Below are 15,449 nucleotides of genomic sequence, written 5' to 3' on the forward strand. Positions count from 1 at the left end.
ATAGTGGCCGGTCACGCGCGGAAGTCCGCACGCACCGCGCGGTGGTCGCTGCCGTTGGCCGGGAGCACCGCGTCGCCGGTCGTGGTGAGCCCGCGGGCCAGCACGTGGTCGGGGCGGGTGAGCGGGAAGACGGCCGGCCAGGTGAACCCGAACCCGGTCTTGACCTCGGGGACCGCGGCCGCCAGCGCGTCGAACCGGCGGTCGGTGGACGCGGTGTTGAGGTCGCCGAGCACCAGGATCCGCGGCGAACGGTCGGCCTGGAGCAGCCCGGCCAGCTCGTCCAGCGCCCGGTCGCGGGCCGCGGTCTCGCCGAGCCGGATGGAGGCGAGGTGCGCCACGTAGACCGTCACCGGCCCGGACGGCAGCCGGACTTGCGTCCGCAGCGCCCGGGCCCAGCCCTGCGCCAGGTCCAGCCGTTCCACCGCGCTGACCGGGTATCGGCTCCACAGCCCGACGGTGCCGACGAACGCCTGGTACGGATGCGTCGGGCGCAGCGCCGCGTCGAGAGAGGGGCCGGTGCGCCCGGTCCGCTCCTGGACCGCGACGAGGTCGGCGTCCGTGGCGGCCAATGCCTTGGCCGCCGTCCCGGCTTCGGTGTTGCCCGCGCCGATGTTCTGCGTCACCACGCGGAGTCCGCTCGGCCCGTCGGCGTTGGCAGGCAGCATCGGCGGCACGAAAAGCGCGGCCCACGCGAGTACGGGCGCCAGCAAGGCGATCTGCGCGGGCCGCGAACGCAGGGCGAAGGCCAGCCCGCCGAGCGGCAGCACCGCGAGGCCGAGCCAGGGCAGGAAACTGTCCACGAGGGTGCCCGCGCCCGCGACGTCGGGCACCAGCCGGTGGCCGAGCAGCAGCGCCGCGAGGGCGACCGCGAACGCTGCGGGCAGCACGGTGCGGAGGCGTCGGCGGAAGACCATGCGACCACAGTGGACTCCGTTGATGAGAGGTTTCTGAAACCGCCTCGGCTACCCTGGGCCGGGTCATGGACGAACCTCCCGCCGCCCCGCTGGTCCTCGTCGCCGACGACGAGCCCGCGGTGCGGGCGGCCGTCGCCGACGCCCTCGAAGTGCACTCCTACCGCGTGATCACGGCCGTGGACGGGCCCGGCGCCCTGCACGCGGTGGCCGAGCACGAGCCGGACCTGGTCGTGCTCGACGTGCTGATGCCCGGGCTCGACGGCCTCGGCGTCTGCCGGGCGTTGCGCGCCGCGGGCCGCCGGGTGCCGATCCTGGTGCTGACCGCCCGCGCCGCCGCCGAAGACCGGGTCAGCGGCCTGGACGCGGGCGCCGACGATTACGTCGTGAAGCCGTACCACCTCGGGGAGCTGCTGGCCCGCGTGCGCGCCCTGCTGCGGCGCAGCGGTGCCGAACCCGGGGCCGAACCGGCCGACGCGCCGCCGCGGATCGCGGACCTGGTGCTGGACCCGGCGTCACGGCAGGGGCGCCGCGGCGAGCGGACCATCCAGTTCACCGAGACCGAGTTCGCGTTGTTCGAGCTGCTGCTGCGCAACCGCGGCCTGGTGCTGACCCGCGAGGTGATCACCGAACGCGTGTGGGGCTACGACTTCGGCCCGGCCAGCAACCCGGTCGAGGTCTACATCCGTTACCTGCGGCGGAAACTCGAGGCCGAGGGCGAGCCGCGGCTGGTGCACACCGTGCGCGGCGTGGGTTATCAGCTGAGGGAACCGTGAACCTGCGCACCCGGCTGGCCGTGCTGGCCGCGCTGTCGGTCGCGGTCGCGGTGGCCGCGATGGCGTTCGCCGCGTACTTCTTCTTCGACCGCGAGCTCGGCCGCCAGCTCGACGTCAGCCTGACCCGCGAGGCGAACCGGATCCAGCTGCAGATCAAGCAGGGCGATTGGTACCAGCCGGACGACCTCAGCTGCGAGTGGCTGGCGGCGCCGGCCTGCGCGCAGCTCGTCACGCCCGAGCCGGCCGGCCGCACGCTGTTCCCGGTCACGCCGGAGGCCCGTGCGGTCGCCGCGGGCAGCCGGGCGGAATTCACCGGAGACGTGCTGTCCGGCGGCCTGGCCCTGCGGGTGAAAACCGTGCCGGTGCGCCCCGGCGAGGCCCTGCAGGTCGCCGTGCGCTCGGACCAGGTGACGCAGAGCCTCGACCGGATCCGGCGGGTGCTGCTGCTGGCCGGCGCGGGCGGGGTGGTGCTGGCGTGTGCCTTCGGTTACCTGGTGGCGCGGGCCGGGCTGCGCCCGCTGGCCCGGATCACCGCCGCCAGCCGGCACATTGCCCGGACGCGCGACCCGGCGCACCGGATCCCCGTGCGCGGCCGGGACGAGCTGGCCGAGCTGACCCGGCACTTCAACACCATGCTGGCCGCGCTGGAGGAGTCCCTGGCGGCCCAGCGGCAGCTCGTCGCCGACGCCTCACACGAGCTGAGGACGCCGTTGACCGCCCTGCGCTCGGACATCGACCTGCTCGCCCTCGACGGCCGGCTCGGTGACGAGCGGCGAAGGCAGGTGCTGCGCCGGATCGGCGACCAGTTCGAGGAGCTGACCCAGCTGGTCAACGACCTGATCGAGCTGGCCCGCGGCGACGAACCGCCGCCGGAGGCCGAGGACGTCGCCCTGGAGCAGGTCGTGGGGGAGCGGGTCGAGCTGGCCCGGCGGCACTGGCCGGAGATCACCTTCACCGCGCGGCTGGCGCCGGTCCTGGTCGCCGGCAGCGCGGAACGGCTCGCCCGCGCGGTGGCGAACCTGCTGGACAACGCGGCGAAGTTCGCCCCGTCGGGCAGCACCGTGACCGTGGACCTCGCCGACGGACGGCTGAGCGTCCGCGACGAAGGCCCCGGGATCGCCGAGGCGGACCGGCCACGGGTGTTCGACCGGTTCTACCGCTCGCCCACGGCCCGTGACGTGCCCGGCTCCGGGCTCGGGCTGGCGATCGTCGCCCAGGTCGTGCGGGCGCACCGGGCCCGGATCGAGGTCGGGTCGCCGCCGGGCGGGGGAGCCGAGTTCACCGTGTGGTTCCCGTCGGCCGGCTGATCTCATCTGCCGCTCATCTCCGCCGTCCACGGTGGACGTCCATGAGCGTACGAACGAAAACGGCCGTCGCGGTGGCGGTGGGCTTGATCTTGACGACTGCGGCCCCGGCGGACGCTGGGACGCGCCTCGGCCACGGCGCGCTGGCGATCCCCGTCTCGGGTGGCGTCGCACTGCTGGACCCCGCCACCCTGCGGGTCGACGCGCGGACCGCCGCCGGGCCGCTGGTGCTCTCCGAAGGGGCCCAGGAACCGCTGGGGTCACCGGGTCCGGTATCTGTCCACAATGGAACCTACAGCTGGTCCTATCCGGACCGGGGGCTGACCGTTTCGGCCTCGGCGCGCGACGGCCGTCTGGTCGTCGACCTGCACGCGAGCGCCGACGGCGACCTGAGCTGGCCCGTCACCGGCACGGACCGCGCCGCGAGCGCCGTGCAGTTCCCCCGTGGGGAAGGGCTTTCCGTGCCGGTCGCCGACCCGTGGTGGAACGGTCAGCTCGGCGGCACCGACCCGGTGCGCCTGCAGGACCTCAGCATGCCGTTCTGGGGTTACACCCTCGGCAAGGTCGGCGCCGGGTACGTGGTGCCGACCGACCTCGGCACGAGCCTGCGCTTCGTCTCCACTGCGGGCCGCCTGCACACGGCCACGTCTCACCACTTCGCCGCCGCCGATGGCACGGACGGCTACACCGTGGCGTTCAGCATTACGGACGGCTCCCCGGTCGCACCCGCGCTGGACTACCGGCGGTGGCTGGTGAGCCACGGGCAGCTCGGCAGCCTGGACCGGAAGATCAAGGCGAATCCGGCCGTGGGCAAGCTGATCGGCGCGTTCCACGCCTATCTCTGGGGTGACGGCCGCAGCGCCGACGCCGTGCGGCAGATGCAGCAGCTCGGCCTCGGCCGGATGTGGCTGGGCTACGACTCCGACGACAGCCCGATGCCCGCCGACGCCGTCCGCGCCGCCAAGGACGCCGGCTACCTGGTGGGCCCCTACGACAGCTGGGACAACGCGCAGGACCCGGCGACCGCCGACACCCCGGCCGCGCGCTGGCCGTCGCCGGTCTGGCCGCAGGCCTGCGTCGAAAACGCCCAAGGGAAGCCGGAAACCGGGTTCGGCGGCCGTGGCTGTTACGTCAGCTCCCAGGCCCTCGCCGGCGCCGAACCCGCGCACCACTACCTCGCCGGCCGCGTCGCCGCGACGGCCGCGAACGGGGCGGACAGCTACTTCCTCGACGTCGACGCCACCGGCGAGCTGTTCCGCGATTACAGCGCCGACCACTCGATGACCGAGGCGCAGGACCGGGCGAACCGCTTGTCCCGCATGGCGAAGCTGAGCGGGCAGTTCGTGCTGGGCTCGGAAAGCGCCGGCGCCTGGGCGAACCAGGTGCTGGCCTTCAGCCATGGCTCCAGCACCCCGGTCGCGGACGGGCTGTGGGCCGCGGAGCGCGACAAGGACGCTTGGGGCACCTACTGGCCGCCCGCGCGTCCCGGCTTCTTCTTCAAGCCGGCCACGATCTCCGCCGATCTCGCGAAGGCGATGTTCGACCCGCGCTACCGCGTGCCCCTGTACGAGACGGTGCTGCACGATTCGGTGATCAGCCTCGACCGCTGGGAGCTGCCGCTGGACAAGCTGCCCGCGCAGCGCGCCACCCGGATCCTGCTCGCGATGCTCTACAACACCCCGCTCAACCTCGCGCTGGACCGTCAGGCGCTGACTGAGGAAGGTTCGGAATTGGCTTCACTGCAACGTTTCTTCGCCGGTATCCAGGCGGCGGCGGGCACGAAGGCGATGACGGGCTTCCGCACGCTGTCCGGTGACGGGCGCGTGCAGCAGACCACCTTCGGCGAGCACGCGCTGGTCGTCACGGCGAACTTCGGCAGCACCGCGTTCGACGGCCTGCCCGGCGGTTGTGTTTCGGCTGAGCAGCCCGGTCAGCCCGCGCAACGGCTGTGTCCTGCTTGATCAGCCGTGCTTCCGTGGCGGGGCTTGGGGAGCTTCGAGCTGGGCGAGCCAGGTGGTGAGCACCTGCTCCAGCTGCCCGGCGTCGCCCGGGGCGAGGTCGTCGACGAGGCGGCGCTCGTTGTGCATGTGGGCGGTGAAGGCGGTGTCGATCAGCTCGCGGCCGGCTGGGGTCAGCGCGACCACCCGGCCGCGCCCGTCGGCGGTGCTGGGGCGGCGGGTGACCAGGCCGGCGCGTTCGAGCCGGTCGATCCGCTTCGTCATGGCGCCGGTGGTGACCATGGTGAACGCGGCCAGCTCGCCGGGCGCGCGCTCGAACGGGTCCCCGGCGCGGCGGAGCGCGGCCAGCACGTCGAACTCGCCTTCGCTGAGCCCGTAACGGCTGTACACGACGCAGAGCTGGGCGGTCAGCAGTGAGGCGACGCGGTGCAGCCGGCCGATCACCCCCTGCGGGCTGACGTCGAGGTCGGGGCGTTCGCGTGCCCATTCGGCCTGGATGCGGGCGACGTGGTCGAGCAGCGGTTCGGTCACCCGCCCCATGGTAGCTTCCCGGGAAGGTATTGTAGCTTCCATGGAAGCTACCTTGCGGTGGAGCCTGGTCACCGCCGTCGCGCCGATCGCCTGGGGCACCAACTACTTCGTCACCCACGAGCTCCTGCCGCCCGGGCTGCCGCTGTATGGCGCGGTCCTGCGGGCACTGCCGGCCGGACTGCTCCTGCTCGCGGTGCGCCGGCGGCGGCCGCACGGGTCGTGGTGGTGGAAGTCGCTGGTGCTGGGCGCGTTGAACACCAGCGCGTTCTTCACGCTCATCTACGTTTCCGCGCAGGCGCTCCCGACCAGCCTGGCGTCCATGATCATGGCCACCTCCCCGGTGGTGCTGATGCTGCTGGCCTGGCTGCTGGTGGCCGAGCGGCCGACGGTGCTCGCGCTGGCCGGGGCGGTGATCGGCATCGCCGGGGCCTGCCTGATGCTGCTGACCGCGGCGGTGCGGGTCGACGCGCTCGGCGTCGCCGCGTCGGTGGGCGCGATGACGCTGTCCTCGGTCGGGTACATCCTGGCGAAACGGTGGTCGGGCGAGGTGGACGTGATCGCGTCGACCTCCTGGCAGCTCATCGCGGGCAGCCTGCTGCTGATCCCGCCGGCGGTCGTGGTGGAGGGCGCGCCGCCGGCGCTGACCGGGGACATGCTGCTCGGGTTCGGCTACGTCACCGTGGTGGCCACCGCGCTCGCGTTCGCCGCCTGGTTCACCGGGCTGAAGCACCTGCCCGCCGCGTCCGTCGGCCTGATCGGGCTGCTCAATCCCGTCACCGGGGTGCTGCTGGGCACGCTGCTGGCCGGTGACACGCTGACCGGGCAACAGCTCGGCGGCATCGCGCTGGTGCTGGCCGGGCTGGTGCTCGGACAGCCGGTCATCAGCCGCTTTCGCCGTCGCGCCGCCGGTTCCCGTCCGGCCGTCCTGAGTGGACGGTCTGAGCGAGCGCGTCCTCCAGCGCCGCCCGCGCGCCCCGCAGGGCCAGCCGCAGCTGATCCGGCTTGCGGCGGATCTGGGCCAGCAGGAGGCCGCCCTGGATCGCGGCCATGGTGAGGTCGGCCGGCCTGGCCAACGCTTTGCGCTCGGTCGGCCGGCTCCGCGCCGCCGGCGTCGAGCTGCTGGCCGGCACCGACGCGGCCCACCTCGGCGCCCCGGGCCTGGCCCACGGCGCCAGCCTGCACGACGAGCTGCGCCTGCTGGAGGCCGGCGGGCTGACCCCGCTCGAGGCCCTCGCCTCGCCGGCCCGCGGACCGCTTCGGCCTCACCGACCGCGGCTGGATCGAGCCCGGCGCCGCGGCGGACTTGGTGCTGGTGGACGGTGACCCGACTACGCGGCTTTCCGCGACGTTGAATACCCGTGCGGTGTGGCGGCGGGGGCGTCGGCTGGCTTCTTAGCTGCGGGTTCAGGCCTGTCGTTCGACTTCGGGCCGGACTTCGGTCATCAGGGCGTCGATTTTCGTTGCGGGCCAGCCGAAACCCCATTCCTTGCCGTCGTGTTTGGGGTAGAGGGTGACCAGGCCGAAGGTGGTGGGCGTCAGCCAATAGCAGACGCTGGCCTCGACGGCGAGCGGGCCGCCCTGGGCCACGGTTTCCTGGCAGACGGCGGACCCGCCGTGGGCTCCGGCGGTGCCGGGCACGCCGGTCACGGTGAGCCGGTCGCCGGTGCCGTCGACGCGGGTTTGCGGTGCGGCGCCGTAAATCGCGAGCATCTTGTGCGGGTCGAAGCCCCGGCCGTTGACGCCGAGCACGACGAGCCAGGCGTCGTCGGCGCTGTCGTCGTAGAGGGCGTGGACCGGGGTGCCGGACACGCCCGCGTCGGAGGTCGCTTGGGTGAGGGCTTTGGTCATCTGCGCGGCTGCGGCGCTGGTCGGGTTCGGCACGATCGGGTCGCCGTGCACGGTGGCGGGCGGGGCGAGCACGTACGTCGGGGTGGCGGCGGCCTGCTCGGTGATGGGTCGGCCTGGCGTGGTTCCCGGTCCGCATGCGACGAGGGCAGCGGTGGTGAGTAGGGCAACGACGGCGAGCGCGGGGCGCGACAGGTGAATTCCGGACACGGCGGTCATTCTGCGGCGCGGACCGGCGCGGTCGGTATCAAGCAGGACTGATGGAGGTGTTCAGCATTGCTGTAGGGAAGACTGGCCGCGTGGATCCACGAAGACTGGTCGTGCTCGCCGCCGTCGCCGATGAGGGCGGGGTCGGCCCGGCCGCCCGCGCGCTGGGGCACACGCCGAGTGCGGTGTCGCAGCAGCTCAGCCGCCTGGAGCGGGAGGCGGGCGTGCCGCTCGTGGACCGCTCCGGCCCGCACGCGTCGCTCACCGAGGCCGGTCACCTCCTCGCCGAACACGGCCGCCGAGTCGACCGGGTACTCGCCGACGCAGCGGGCGCCCTGGGCGCCTGGACCGGCGCGGCTGCGGGCCGGGTGGTGCTGGGCGTGCCCCCGAGCGCGATCGCGGCGGTGGTCGGGTCTGCGCTGCCCGAGCTGGCCGAGCGGTACCCGGAGGTCGAGCCGGTGGTGGTGGAGGTCGACGCCGCCGAGGGCGTCGCTCCTTTGCGGTCCGGCCGAGTAGACGCCCTCCTGCTGGGCGACGACCGCGACACCGCGACCGTCCTGCCACCGCGAACGGTCGCCACGGTGCTGGTTGAGGACGAGTACCGGGTGGTGGTGCCTGCAGGCTGGACGTCGGCGACCGGACTGGACCATCGGCGGCCGATCACCGGCCCGGCTGCGGCGGCGAGGCTGGACCGGCGACAGCCGATCACCGACCCGGCCGCAGCGGTAGGGCCGGACCATCAGCCGGGGACGCCCGACCCGGTGGCAGACCTGGACCATCAGCCGTGGATCGTCGGGCCGGTCGAGTCAGCGCACGGCCGCGCGTTCGCCCGGTTCATCTCGGCGCATGGCCTCACGCCCGCGCGCACCCACGTGGCAGCCCAGCCGTGGACCACCCGGGCGATGCTTGCGGCGGGTCTCGGCGCGGCGGTGCTGCCGCAGTTCACCGCGGTTCGCACGCCGGGGGTGGTGGTGTGCGAGTTCGACGTGCCGGGCTCCTTCGTGCTGCGGATGGTGCGGCGCCAGGGCCGTCCGGGTCCGGTGCCCGCGGTGGAAGCGGCGGTGGCCGCCGTCCGCGCCGCGGTCCTGCACGCAGCCGAGGATTACGCCGATTCCGGCACCGCCCCACGCGATCCCGTGGTCACCCGGCTGCGGGATCCGAGTGAGCGGTGAGTGTTCAGCCGCTCAAAGCCTGAGTCCCGAGCACAGTGATCAACGCCAGCCGCTCAGCGTCCTCGGTGCCCGGTTCCGCCGTGTAGACCATGATCCGCAGGTCGTTGCCCACCACGGCCAGGACGTCGCAGTCGAGTTTCAGGGGGCCGACCTCCGGGTGGAGGATCGTCTTCAGGCCGGCTTCCTGCGAGGCCGACGCGCCGGAATCCCACAGCTCCGCGAACTGCGCACTGGTGGCCCGCAGCTCCGTGACCATCCGCCGTAGCTGCGGGTCGGCCGGGTAGCGTTCGGCGGTGGCGCGCAGGTCGGCGACCAGGCCGGTGCGGAACTGGGCCAGCGATTCCGGGGTGTGCTGGGCCCGCGAGCCCGGGCCGGCGAACTGCCGCCACACGGAGTTGCGCTCGAAACCCCGCCAGCCCGACGGGTCACCCATCAGCGCGGCGTACGGCGGGTTGGCCAGCAGCAGCGTCCACGTCGCGTCGAAGACCGCGACCGGTGTGCCGGTCAGCCGGTCCAGCAGCCGGTGGACGCTCGGGTTGATGAACGTCGGCACCGTCTCCGGGCCCGGCGGGTTCAGCCCGGCCAGCCGGAACAGGTGGGCGCGCTCGATCGCGGACAGCCGCAGCGCACGGGCCAGCGCTTCGACCACCTGCGCCGAAGGACTGGTAGCCCGGCCCTGCTCCAGCCGGGTCACATAGTCGACGGAGATTCCGGCCAGCTGGGCCAATTCCTCCCGGCGCAGCCCGCTCGCCCGCCGGCGCCCGCCGACGGGCAGCCCGGCCGCCTCGGGCGTGACGCGGTCACGCCAGCGTCGCACCGCCTGCCCGAACTCCGCCGTCGCCATACCGCCAGTGTGCCCGCCCGGCCGCGGCGCTGCCTGGTACCGGCAGTCCTAGGAAGACCGGACGAGCGGGGCCACACCGTCTACATCGGACCGCGCGGCGTCGAGCGTGAGAAGCGGGCCGCTAGCCGGGCGACTACCCGGCGCGCCAGTACGCGCTGCCGTCGTCGCTGCGCCGGAGTAGGCCTTCGTCCACGAGGTGACGGCGGAGCGTCGCGTGGTCGTCGTGGATCGCGGAGAGCCGGTCCCGGACGTTTCGCTCGGTGTAGCGCCGTCCGGGTGCGAATTCCTCGGCCAGGCGCTCGAAAACGGCTTGACGGAGCTGTCCCGGCCGCGGCATCGCGACGAGCCGGCCGCGGCTGAACAGACCCTCGACCGGGTCGGCCGACGGCTTGGCCAGCGCGTCCCGGAAAGCCTCCGGGACGGCGCGATAATGTTCCTGTGCAAGGGAAACGAGCCCGGCGGCCATCAGGCGACGCGCGAGTTTCGTGGTGCGCGCGTCGCCGGATGCCGGCAGCCCGTCGGGCGCCGCGCAGATGCGGCCGAACAGCCGCAGCCGCGCGGGATCGGCCAGCGCGGAGACCAATGCTTCCGGTGAGGGCATGGTCGGCACGGTACCGGCGTCGCCGCGGCGGGCGCACCGGGTTTAGAAGCTCGTGAGTGTTCATGCCGGTTAGAACCGTCATGGCCACTCACGAGCCCTCAGCGCCAGCTTAGCTCCGGGGCCACGTGGGTGAGGATGCTCTCCAGCACGTGCGCGTTGTAGTCGACGCCGAGCTGGTTCGGCACGGTCAGCAGCAGCGTGTCCGCGGCCTGGATGGCCTCGTCCTCCTTGAGCTGCCGCACCAGTTCGTCCGGCTCGGCGGCGTACGAGCGGCCGAAGATCGCCCGGGTCGTCTCGTCGATCATGCCGATCTGGTCCCGGGAGTTGCGGTCGCGGCCGAAGTACGCGCGGTCCACGTCGTTGGTCAGCGCGAAGATGCTGCGGCTGACCGAAACCCGCGGCTCACGCGTGTGACCCGCCTCGCGCCACGCCTCCCGGTAGGCCTCGATCTGCTTGCGCTGCTGGACATGCAGCGGCTCACCGCTCTCGTCGGTCTTGAGCGTGGAGCTCTGCAGGTTCATGCCCAGCTTCGCGGCCCAGACGCCGGTGCTGTTCGAGCTCGAGCCCCACCAGATGCGCTCGCGCAGCCCCTCGGAATGCGGCTCGACGCGCAGCAGCCCGGGCGGGTTGGCGAACATCGGCCGCGGGTTCGGCTGTGCGAAGCCCTCGCCCTCGATCACCTCGAGGAACTCCTCGGTGTGCCGTCGGGCCATGTCCGCCTCGGTCTCGCCGTCGCGGGGCACAAAACCGAAGTAGCGCCAGCCGTCGATGACCTGCTCGGGGGAGCCACGGCTGACGCCGAGCTGCAGCCGCCCGTCGGAGATGAGGTCGGCGGCGCCGGCGTCCTCGGCCATGTACAGCGGGTTCTCGTAGCGCATGTCGATCACGCCCGTGCCGATCTCGATCCTCGACGTGCGGGCGCCGATCGCCGAAAGCAGCGGGAACGGGCTCGCCGCCTGGCGCGCGTAGTGGTGCACGCGGAAGTACGCGCCGTCCGCGCCCAGCTCCTCGGCCGCCACCGCCAGGTCGATGGACTGGTGCAGGAAGTCGGCGGCGGACCGCGTCTCGGAGTGCGGGCTCGCCGACCAGTGGCCGAACGAGAGGAATCCAATCTTCTTCACGCACTCCTCAGCGTCCGGCGAGCGCGTTTGATTCCCGGGATCCAGCGACAGCATAGATCAGACGTATCACCACGAAAAGCAGGGACCGATTCAGAAGGAGCCAGAAATCAGGCGAGAACTTTCCGCCCTTGTGGGGCAATACATCCGATGAGTACGCTCCCGCCGGGAACGACTGGCGCTGGTGCCTCACGCCGGGCAGCACCGCTCGTGCCGGTCACGATCACGGCTTGGGCCCGCCACGGCGGCCCGGAACGGAGCTGGACGCGAACGAGATCAACCGGCGTGCGGTGCTGGGGATCATGGCGGGGGCCGGGGCGGCGATGGCCCTGCCGGGGACCGCCTCCGCGGGAACCCGGCCAGCGGGGACCTGGCCCGGCGGAGGCGGCTGGCTGGGGAGCGAGGGCGACCTGGGCGACCGCGGCTGGGCCGATTTCCTGGCCGGCGCCGACCTGCGCTGGCGGCGGCTGCCGAAGGCCTGGGACGAAGGGCCGTTCCTCGGCAACGGCTTCCTCGGCACCGGGGTCTACGCCGAGCCGGGTGCGAACGCGATCCGCTTCACCGTCCAGCACACGCAGGTGCAGGACCACCGTCCGGAATTCGGCTCGCTGTTCGGCCTGGCCCGGCTGCCGATCGGGTACTTCACGCTGGAGCCCGCCGGCGCGATCACCGGCGTCGACTGGCGGCTGGACCTGTGGAACGCCGAGCTGACCGGCACGATCGTCACCACCGCGGGCAGTCTGGCCCTGCGCGCCGCGGTGCCCAGCGAGCGGTCCGTGCTCGCGGTCGAGGTGCGCCCGACCGAGGGAGAGCGGAAGTTCCGCTGGGTCTTCCACCCGAGCGAGGCGGTCAGCCCGCGGACCGCGCCGCAGCTCCACAAGCCGCCGCCCGCCGGGTACGCCGCGAACCCGCCGGCGAGCCTCGAAACCAGCGGCCCGGACCAGCTCGCCGTGCAGCCGCTGCTGGTCGGCGGCGAGCACGTCACCGCCTGGCGCGAAGTCACAGCCGGGACGAGGCGGACGCTCTACACCGCCGTGGCCTGGTCGCACCCGCGCCGGACCGCGGCGCCCGAGGCCCTGCGCACGGTCCGCGCCGCCGCCCGCCCGCTGGACTGGCTCGTCGCCGACCACCGGAGCTGGTGGCACCGCTACTACCGGCAGAGCTTCGGCGTCCATTCCGGACACCCGGCTGCAATCGTTCTACTGGATCCAGCTGTACAAGGTCGCGTCCGCCACCCGCCAGCACGCCCCGGTGATGGCGACCACCGGGCCGTGGCTCGAGCCGACCCCGTGGCCCGCGGTCTGGTGGAACCTCAACGTGCAGCTGGAGTACTGGCTCATCCACGGCTCCAACCACCTCGAGCTGGACGCGGTCACGCCGACCCTGGGCCGGTACCGGCAGCGGCTGCGCGATCAGCTCGCCGAGGACCACCGGGCGGACTCGTACGGCATCCCGCGCACCACGGACATGACCCTGCTCAACGGCACCAGTGACGGCAACAGCGGCTACGCCGTGGGGATCCCGGGCCAGGAGACGCCGACGCCCGAGGTCGGCAACCTCGCGTTCGCGCTGAACAACGTGTGGCTCAGCTACCGGCACACGATGGACGAGGCGATCCTGCGCGACGTGCTGTTCCCCTTGCTGCGCGGGGCGATCAACTACTACCTGCAGTTCCTCGCCCCCGGCCCGGACGGCCGGCTGCACCTGCCGAAGACCTTCTCGCCCGAGTACGGCGAGCTGGCCCCGGACTGCAACTACGACCTCGCGCTGATCCGGTGGGGCTGCACGACCCTGCTGGACTCCGCCCGGCTGCTGCGGATCGACGACCCGCTCGCGCCGAAGTGGCGCACCGTGCTGGCCTCGCTCGCCCCGTACCCCGTGGACGAGAACGGTTACATGATCGGCGCGGGAGTGCCGTTCGCGAAGTCGCACCGGCATTACTCGCACCTGTTGCAGGTCTACCCGCTCTACCAGGTGAACTGGGAGCAGCCGGAGCACCGAGCGCTGATCGAGAAGTCGCTGGCGCACTGGATCGGGTTCGAGGGCGCGCTGGAGGGCTACAGCTTCACGGGCGCCGCTTCGATCTCCGCGCAGATGCTGCGTGGCAACGACTCCGCGGACTACCTGGGCCAGCTGCTGGCTCGCTTCGTCCGGCCGAACACGATGTACAAGGAGTCCGGCCCGGTCATCGAAACGCCGTTGTCCGCGGCGCAGTCGATGCACGACATGCTCTGCCAGAGCTGGGGCGGGGTGGTGCGGCTCTTCCCGGCGGTGCCGTCTTCGTGGCCGGACATCGCGATGCGGGATTTCCGGGCCCAGGGCGCGTTCCTGATCAGCGCCTCACGCCAGGACGGCCGCACCCGCTGGCTCCGGGTACGCAGCGAAGCCGGCGCGCCCTGCGTGCTGCGGCCGGGAATCGAGGGCGAGCTGACCGTCCGCGATGCGCGGGGCCGGGAGCGGGACTGGCGCCGGCAGGCGAACGGGGACATCGAGGTGCGGCTGGGACGGGGCGAGGAGGCGTTCGTGTACCGGAAAGGGGACCGGCCGGACTTCGAACTCGGCCCGGTCGACTCGGCGGGTCCTGCCGAGCCGTGGGGCTTGCCGGTGTAAGGGGGTGCCGTTCGCTCGTCACTGTGGGTGGACATGGGGGCAGGTAAAGCGGTCAGAAAGGGTGAAGATCGGGCCGGTTCTTCGCCATGCCGCGCCGGCACCGTGTCCACTGGTACCTGACGGCGCGCCCGCGCCGGGCCGGGAGGGGAAATCGGATGCGGACGAGCGGCCGAGCCCACCGGACCGGGCCCGGTAAACGGCAGTAATGTGGACGGGCGGCGAGGCCGGCGGCGGCACGGGTATTACGGGCAGCAATGCTTGACCGTGCCGCTCCGGCATGGGTTTGAATGGGCCTGGGCGGCACGCCGGGGCCGCGGTACGAAGTCCTGGAGGGGAGCCATGGCGTGGAGCACTCGCGAGGTCGCGGACCTCGCCGGTGCCAGCGTGCGCGCGGTGCGGCATTACCACGAGATCGGCTTGCTCAAGGAGCCGGAGCGCGGCGCCAACGGCTACAAGCACTACGGCACGTCCCACCTGCTCCGCGTGCTGCGGATCAAGCGGCTGACCACGCTCGGGTTCTCCCTGCCCCAGATCGCCGCCATGGGCGAGGCCGACGAGCACTTCGAAGAGGCGCTGCGCTCGCTCGACGAGGAGCTGGCCGCCACCGTCGAGCGGCTGCGGCGCACCCGCGTCGAGCTGGAGCTGATCCTGAGCCAGGGCGCGCCGACCGAGCTGACCACCGCGCGTGACCTGGCGTCGGCGGCGGCCTGGGCGGACCTGTCCGACGCCGGCCGCGCCTTCTTCGTGGTCCTGAGCCGGGTGCTGGGTCCCAACGGCCTGCGGGCCTACGAGAAGATCCTCAGCCGGTGGCACGACGACCCGGCGATGGCGGAGCTCGACCGCCTGCCCGCCGACGCCGACGAGGACACCCGGCGCCGGCTCGCCGAGCGGCTGGCACCGGCCATCGGCGCGCTGGCCGCCGGCTGCCCGGAGCTGAAGGACGCGACGGCGGACGCGCCCCGCGGCCCGCAGTTCGCCGCCGACATGATGGACGCGGCGATCAAGGATCTTTTCAACCCGGCCCAGATCGATGTCATGGCCCGGGCGGGCGATCTCCTCGGCACGCGGGGAGGGCCCGGGCAGTCATGAGTGACGAGAAGGAAGAGAAAGCGATGGCGGACGAGACACCCCGGCTGATGGAAGCGCAGAAGACGACCGCGCCGGTCCAGGGGGAGCGGGTCGAGGCGTTTCAGCCGATGCTGTCCGGCAAGAAGATGATGGACATGGCCCGCACCGGCAGCTTCGCGGTCGACGACACGACCGGCGAGAAGATGATCAAGGCGCTCGAGGCCGTCGTGGACACGCTGCAGCAGCGCTGGAGCGCGCTGCAGAAGGTGGGCGAGACGCCCGCGATGTCGTCCACCGCCACCGGCCAGTGGGTGGCCCAGCACATGAGCGCCACGGCGAACGACGCGCAGGGCCTGCTCACGCAGCTGCAGGCGGCCCGGGACGAGTTCCCGACCTACATCGAGGCGATCAAGCTGGCCAAGAAGAACTACGCCGATCGCGAGTCCGGCACGAAGAGCACGCTCACCCACCTCCCCACCGCCGGCGACGAGAGCTGAGGGAACG

At 72.6% G+C, this 15,449-nt stretch carries 15 protein-coding genes and 1 pseudogene; 10 read left to right on the forward strand and 6 right to left on the reverse strand.

Translation table 11 applies throughout. The features are described from left to right. Positions 1–11 precede the first annotated feature (11 nt). A complete protein-coding gene (locus OG371_RS34885; RefSeq protein ID WP_329059919.1) occupies positions 12–914 on the reverse strand; it encodes an endonuclease/exonuclease/phosphatase family protein in 903 nt (300 codons plus the stop codon). Positions 915–979: 65 nt separating this feature from the next. On the opposite strand from OG371_RS34885, the gene OG371_RS34890 reads away from it, so the two are divergent. The 3 genes from OG371_RS34890 to OG371_RS34900 are packed head-to-tail and all read left to right on the forward strand — an operon-like array spanning position 980 to position 4,952. Next, complete coding sequence (locus OG371_RS34890) at positions 980–1,687, forward strand: response regulator transcription factor (RefSeq protein ID WP_329059920.1); 708 nt, start codon at positions 980–982, stop codon at positions 1,685–1,687. Next, complete coding sequence (locus OG371_RS34895; protein ID WP_329059921.1) at positions 1,684–2,994, forward strand: HAMP domain-containing sensor histidine kinase; 1,311 nt, start codon at positions 1,684–1,686, stop codon at positions 2,992–2,994. Before OG371_RS34890 ends, OG371_RS34895 begins: the two co-directional genes overlap by 4 nt. A gap of 41 nt (positions 2,995–3,035) precedes the next feature. Continuing rightward, positions 3,036–4,952: a glycoside hydrolase gene (locus tag OG371_RS34900; RefSeq protein WP_329059922.1), complete on the forward strand. Its 1,917-nt coding sequence runs from the start codon at positions 3,036–3,038 to the stop codon at positions 4,950–4,952. Here the strand turns inward: OG371_RS34900 and OG371_RS34905 are convergent, their stop codons facing one another. Further along, complete coding sequence (locus OG371_RS34905) at positions 4,953–5,480, reverse strand: MarR family winged helix-turn-helix transcriptional regulator (RefSeq protein WP_329059923.1); 528 nt, start codon at positions 5,478–5,480, stop codon at positions 4,953–4,955. A gap of 40 nt (positions 5,481–5,520) precedes the next feature. Here OG371_RS34905 and OG371_RS34910 point away from each other — a divergent pair, with 40 nt between their 5' ends. Genes OG371_RS34910 through OG371_RS34920 form a run of 3 tightly spaced genes read left to right on the forward strand, consistent with a single transcriptional unit; the run spans position 5,521 to position 6,876 of the window. Then, complete coding sequence (locus OG371_RS34910) at positions 5,521–6,534, forward strand: DMT family transporter (RefSeq protein ID WP_329059924.1); 1,014 nt, start codon at positions 5,521–5,523, stop codon at positions 6,532–6,534. Further along, entirely contained in the window at positions 6,528–6,803 is a 276-nt protein-coding gene (locus OG371_RS34915; RefSeq protein WP_329059925.1) for a hypothetical protein, read from the forward strand. Before OG371_RS34910 ends, OG371_RS34915 begins: the two co-directional genes overlap by 7 nt. Further along, entirely contained in the window at positions 6,760–6,876 is a 117-nt protein-coding gene (locus OG371_RS34920; protein ID WP_329073355.1) for a hypothetical protein, read from the forward strand. Before OG371_RS34915 ends, OG371_RS34920 begins: the two co-directional genes overlap by 44 nt. An 8-nt stretch (positions 6,877–6,884) precedes the next feature. On the opposite strand, the gene OG371_RS34925 is transcribed toward OG371_RS34920, so the two are convergent. Beyond that, positions 6,885–7,535: a hypothetical protein gene (locus tag OG371_RS34925; protein WP_329059926.1), complete on the reverse strand. Its 651-nt coding sequence runs from the start codon at positions 7,533–7,535 to the stop codon at positions 6,885–6,887. 89 nt (positions 7,536–7,624) lie between these two features. On the opposite strand from OG371_RS34925, the gene OG371_RS34930 reads away from it, so the two are divergent. After that, positions 7,625–8,704 (forward strand): LysR substrate-binding domain-containing protein, encoded by a 1,080-nt coding sequence (locus tag OG371_RS34930; protein ID WP_329059927.1) that lies wholly within the window; start codon positions 7,625–7,627, stop codon positions 8,702–8,704. A gap of 4 nt (positions 8,705–8,708) precedes the next feature. Here the strand turns inward: OG371_RS34930 and OG371_RS34935 are convergent, their stop codons facing one another. From OG371_RS34935 to OG371_RS34945, 3 genes are all read right to left on the reverse strand, one after another. Continuing rightward, positions 8,709–9,548 carry a helix-turn-helix transcriptional regulator gene (locus OG371_RS34935; RefSeq protein ID WP_329059928.1) on the reverse strand — a complete coding sequence of 280 codons (840 nt, stop codon included), beginning with the start codon at positions 9,546–9,548 and terminating at the stop codon, positions 8,709–8,711. A gap of 133 nt (positions 9,549–9,681) precedes the next feature. Then, positions 9,682–10,149, reverse strand: coding sequence for a DUF2087 domain-containing protein (locus tag OG371_RS34940; RefSeq protein WP_329059929.1), 468 nt, complete (start codon positions 10,147–10,149; stop codon positions 9,682–9,684). Between the two features lie 98 nt (positions 10,150–10,247). Then, a complete protein-coding gene (locus OG371_RS34945; protein WP_329059930.1) occupies positions 10,248–11,270 on the reverse strand; it encodes an LLM class flavin-dependent oxidoreductase in 1,023 nt (340 codons plus the stop codon). Between the two features lie 299 nt (positions 11,271–11,569). Between OG371_RS34945 and OG371_RS34950 the strand changes: the two are divergent. From OG371_RS34950 to OG371_RS34960, 3 genes and pseudogenes are all read left to right on the forward strand, one after another. Further along, a pseudogene (locus OG371_RS34950) lies at positions 11,570–13,877 on the forward strand (glycosyl hydrolase family 95 catalytic domain-containing protein). 339 nt (positions 13,878–14,216) lie between these two features. Next, positions 14,217–14,966 (forward strand): MerR family DNA-binding transcriptional regulator, encoded by a 750-nt coding sequence (locus OG371_RS34955; RefSeq protein ID WP_329059931.1) that lies wholly within the window; start codon positions 14,217–14,219, stop codon positions 14,964–14,966. Further along, positions 14,963–15,442 carry a hypothetical protein gene (locus OG371_RS34960; protein ID WP_442876018.1) on the forward strand — a complete coding sequence of 160 codons (480 nt, stop codon included), beginning with the start codon at positions 14,963–14,965 and terminating at the stop codon, positions 15,440–15,442. Before OG371_RS34955 ends, OG371_RS34960 begins: the two co-directional genes overlap by 4 nt. Positions 15,443–15,449: the final 7 nt, after the last annotated feature.

This window comes from Amycolatopsis sp. NBC_01480, from assembly GCF_036227205.1.
Taxonomy (GTDB): Bacteria; Actinomycetota; Actinomycetes; order Mycobacteriales; family Pseudonocardiaceae; genus Amycolatopsis.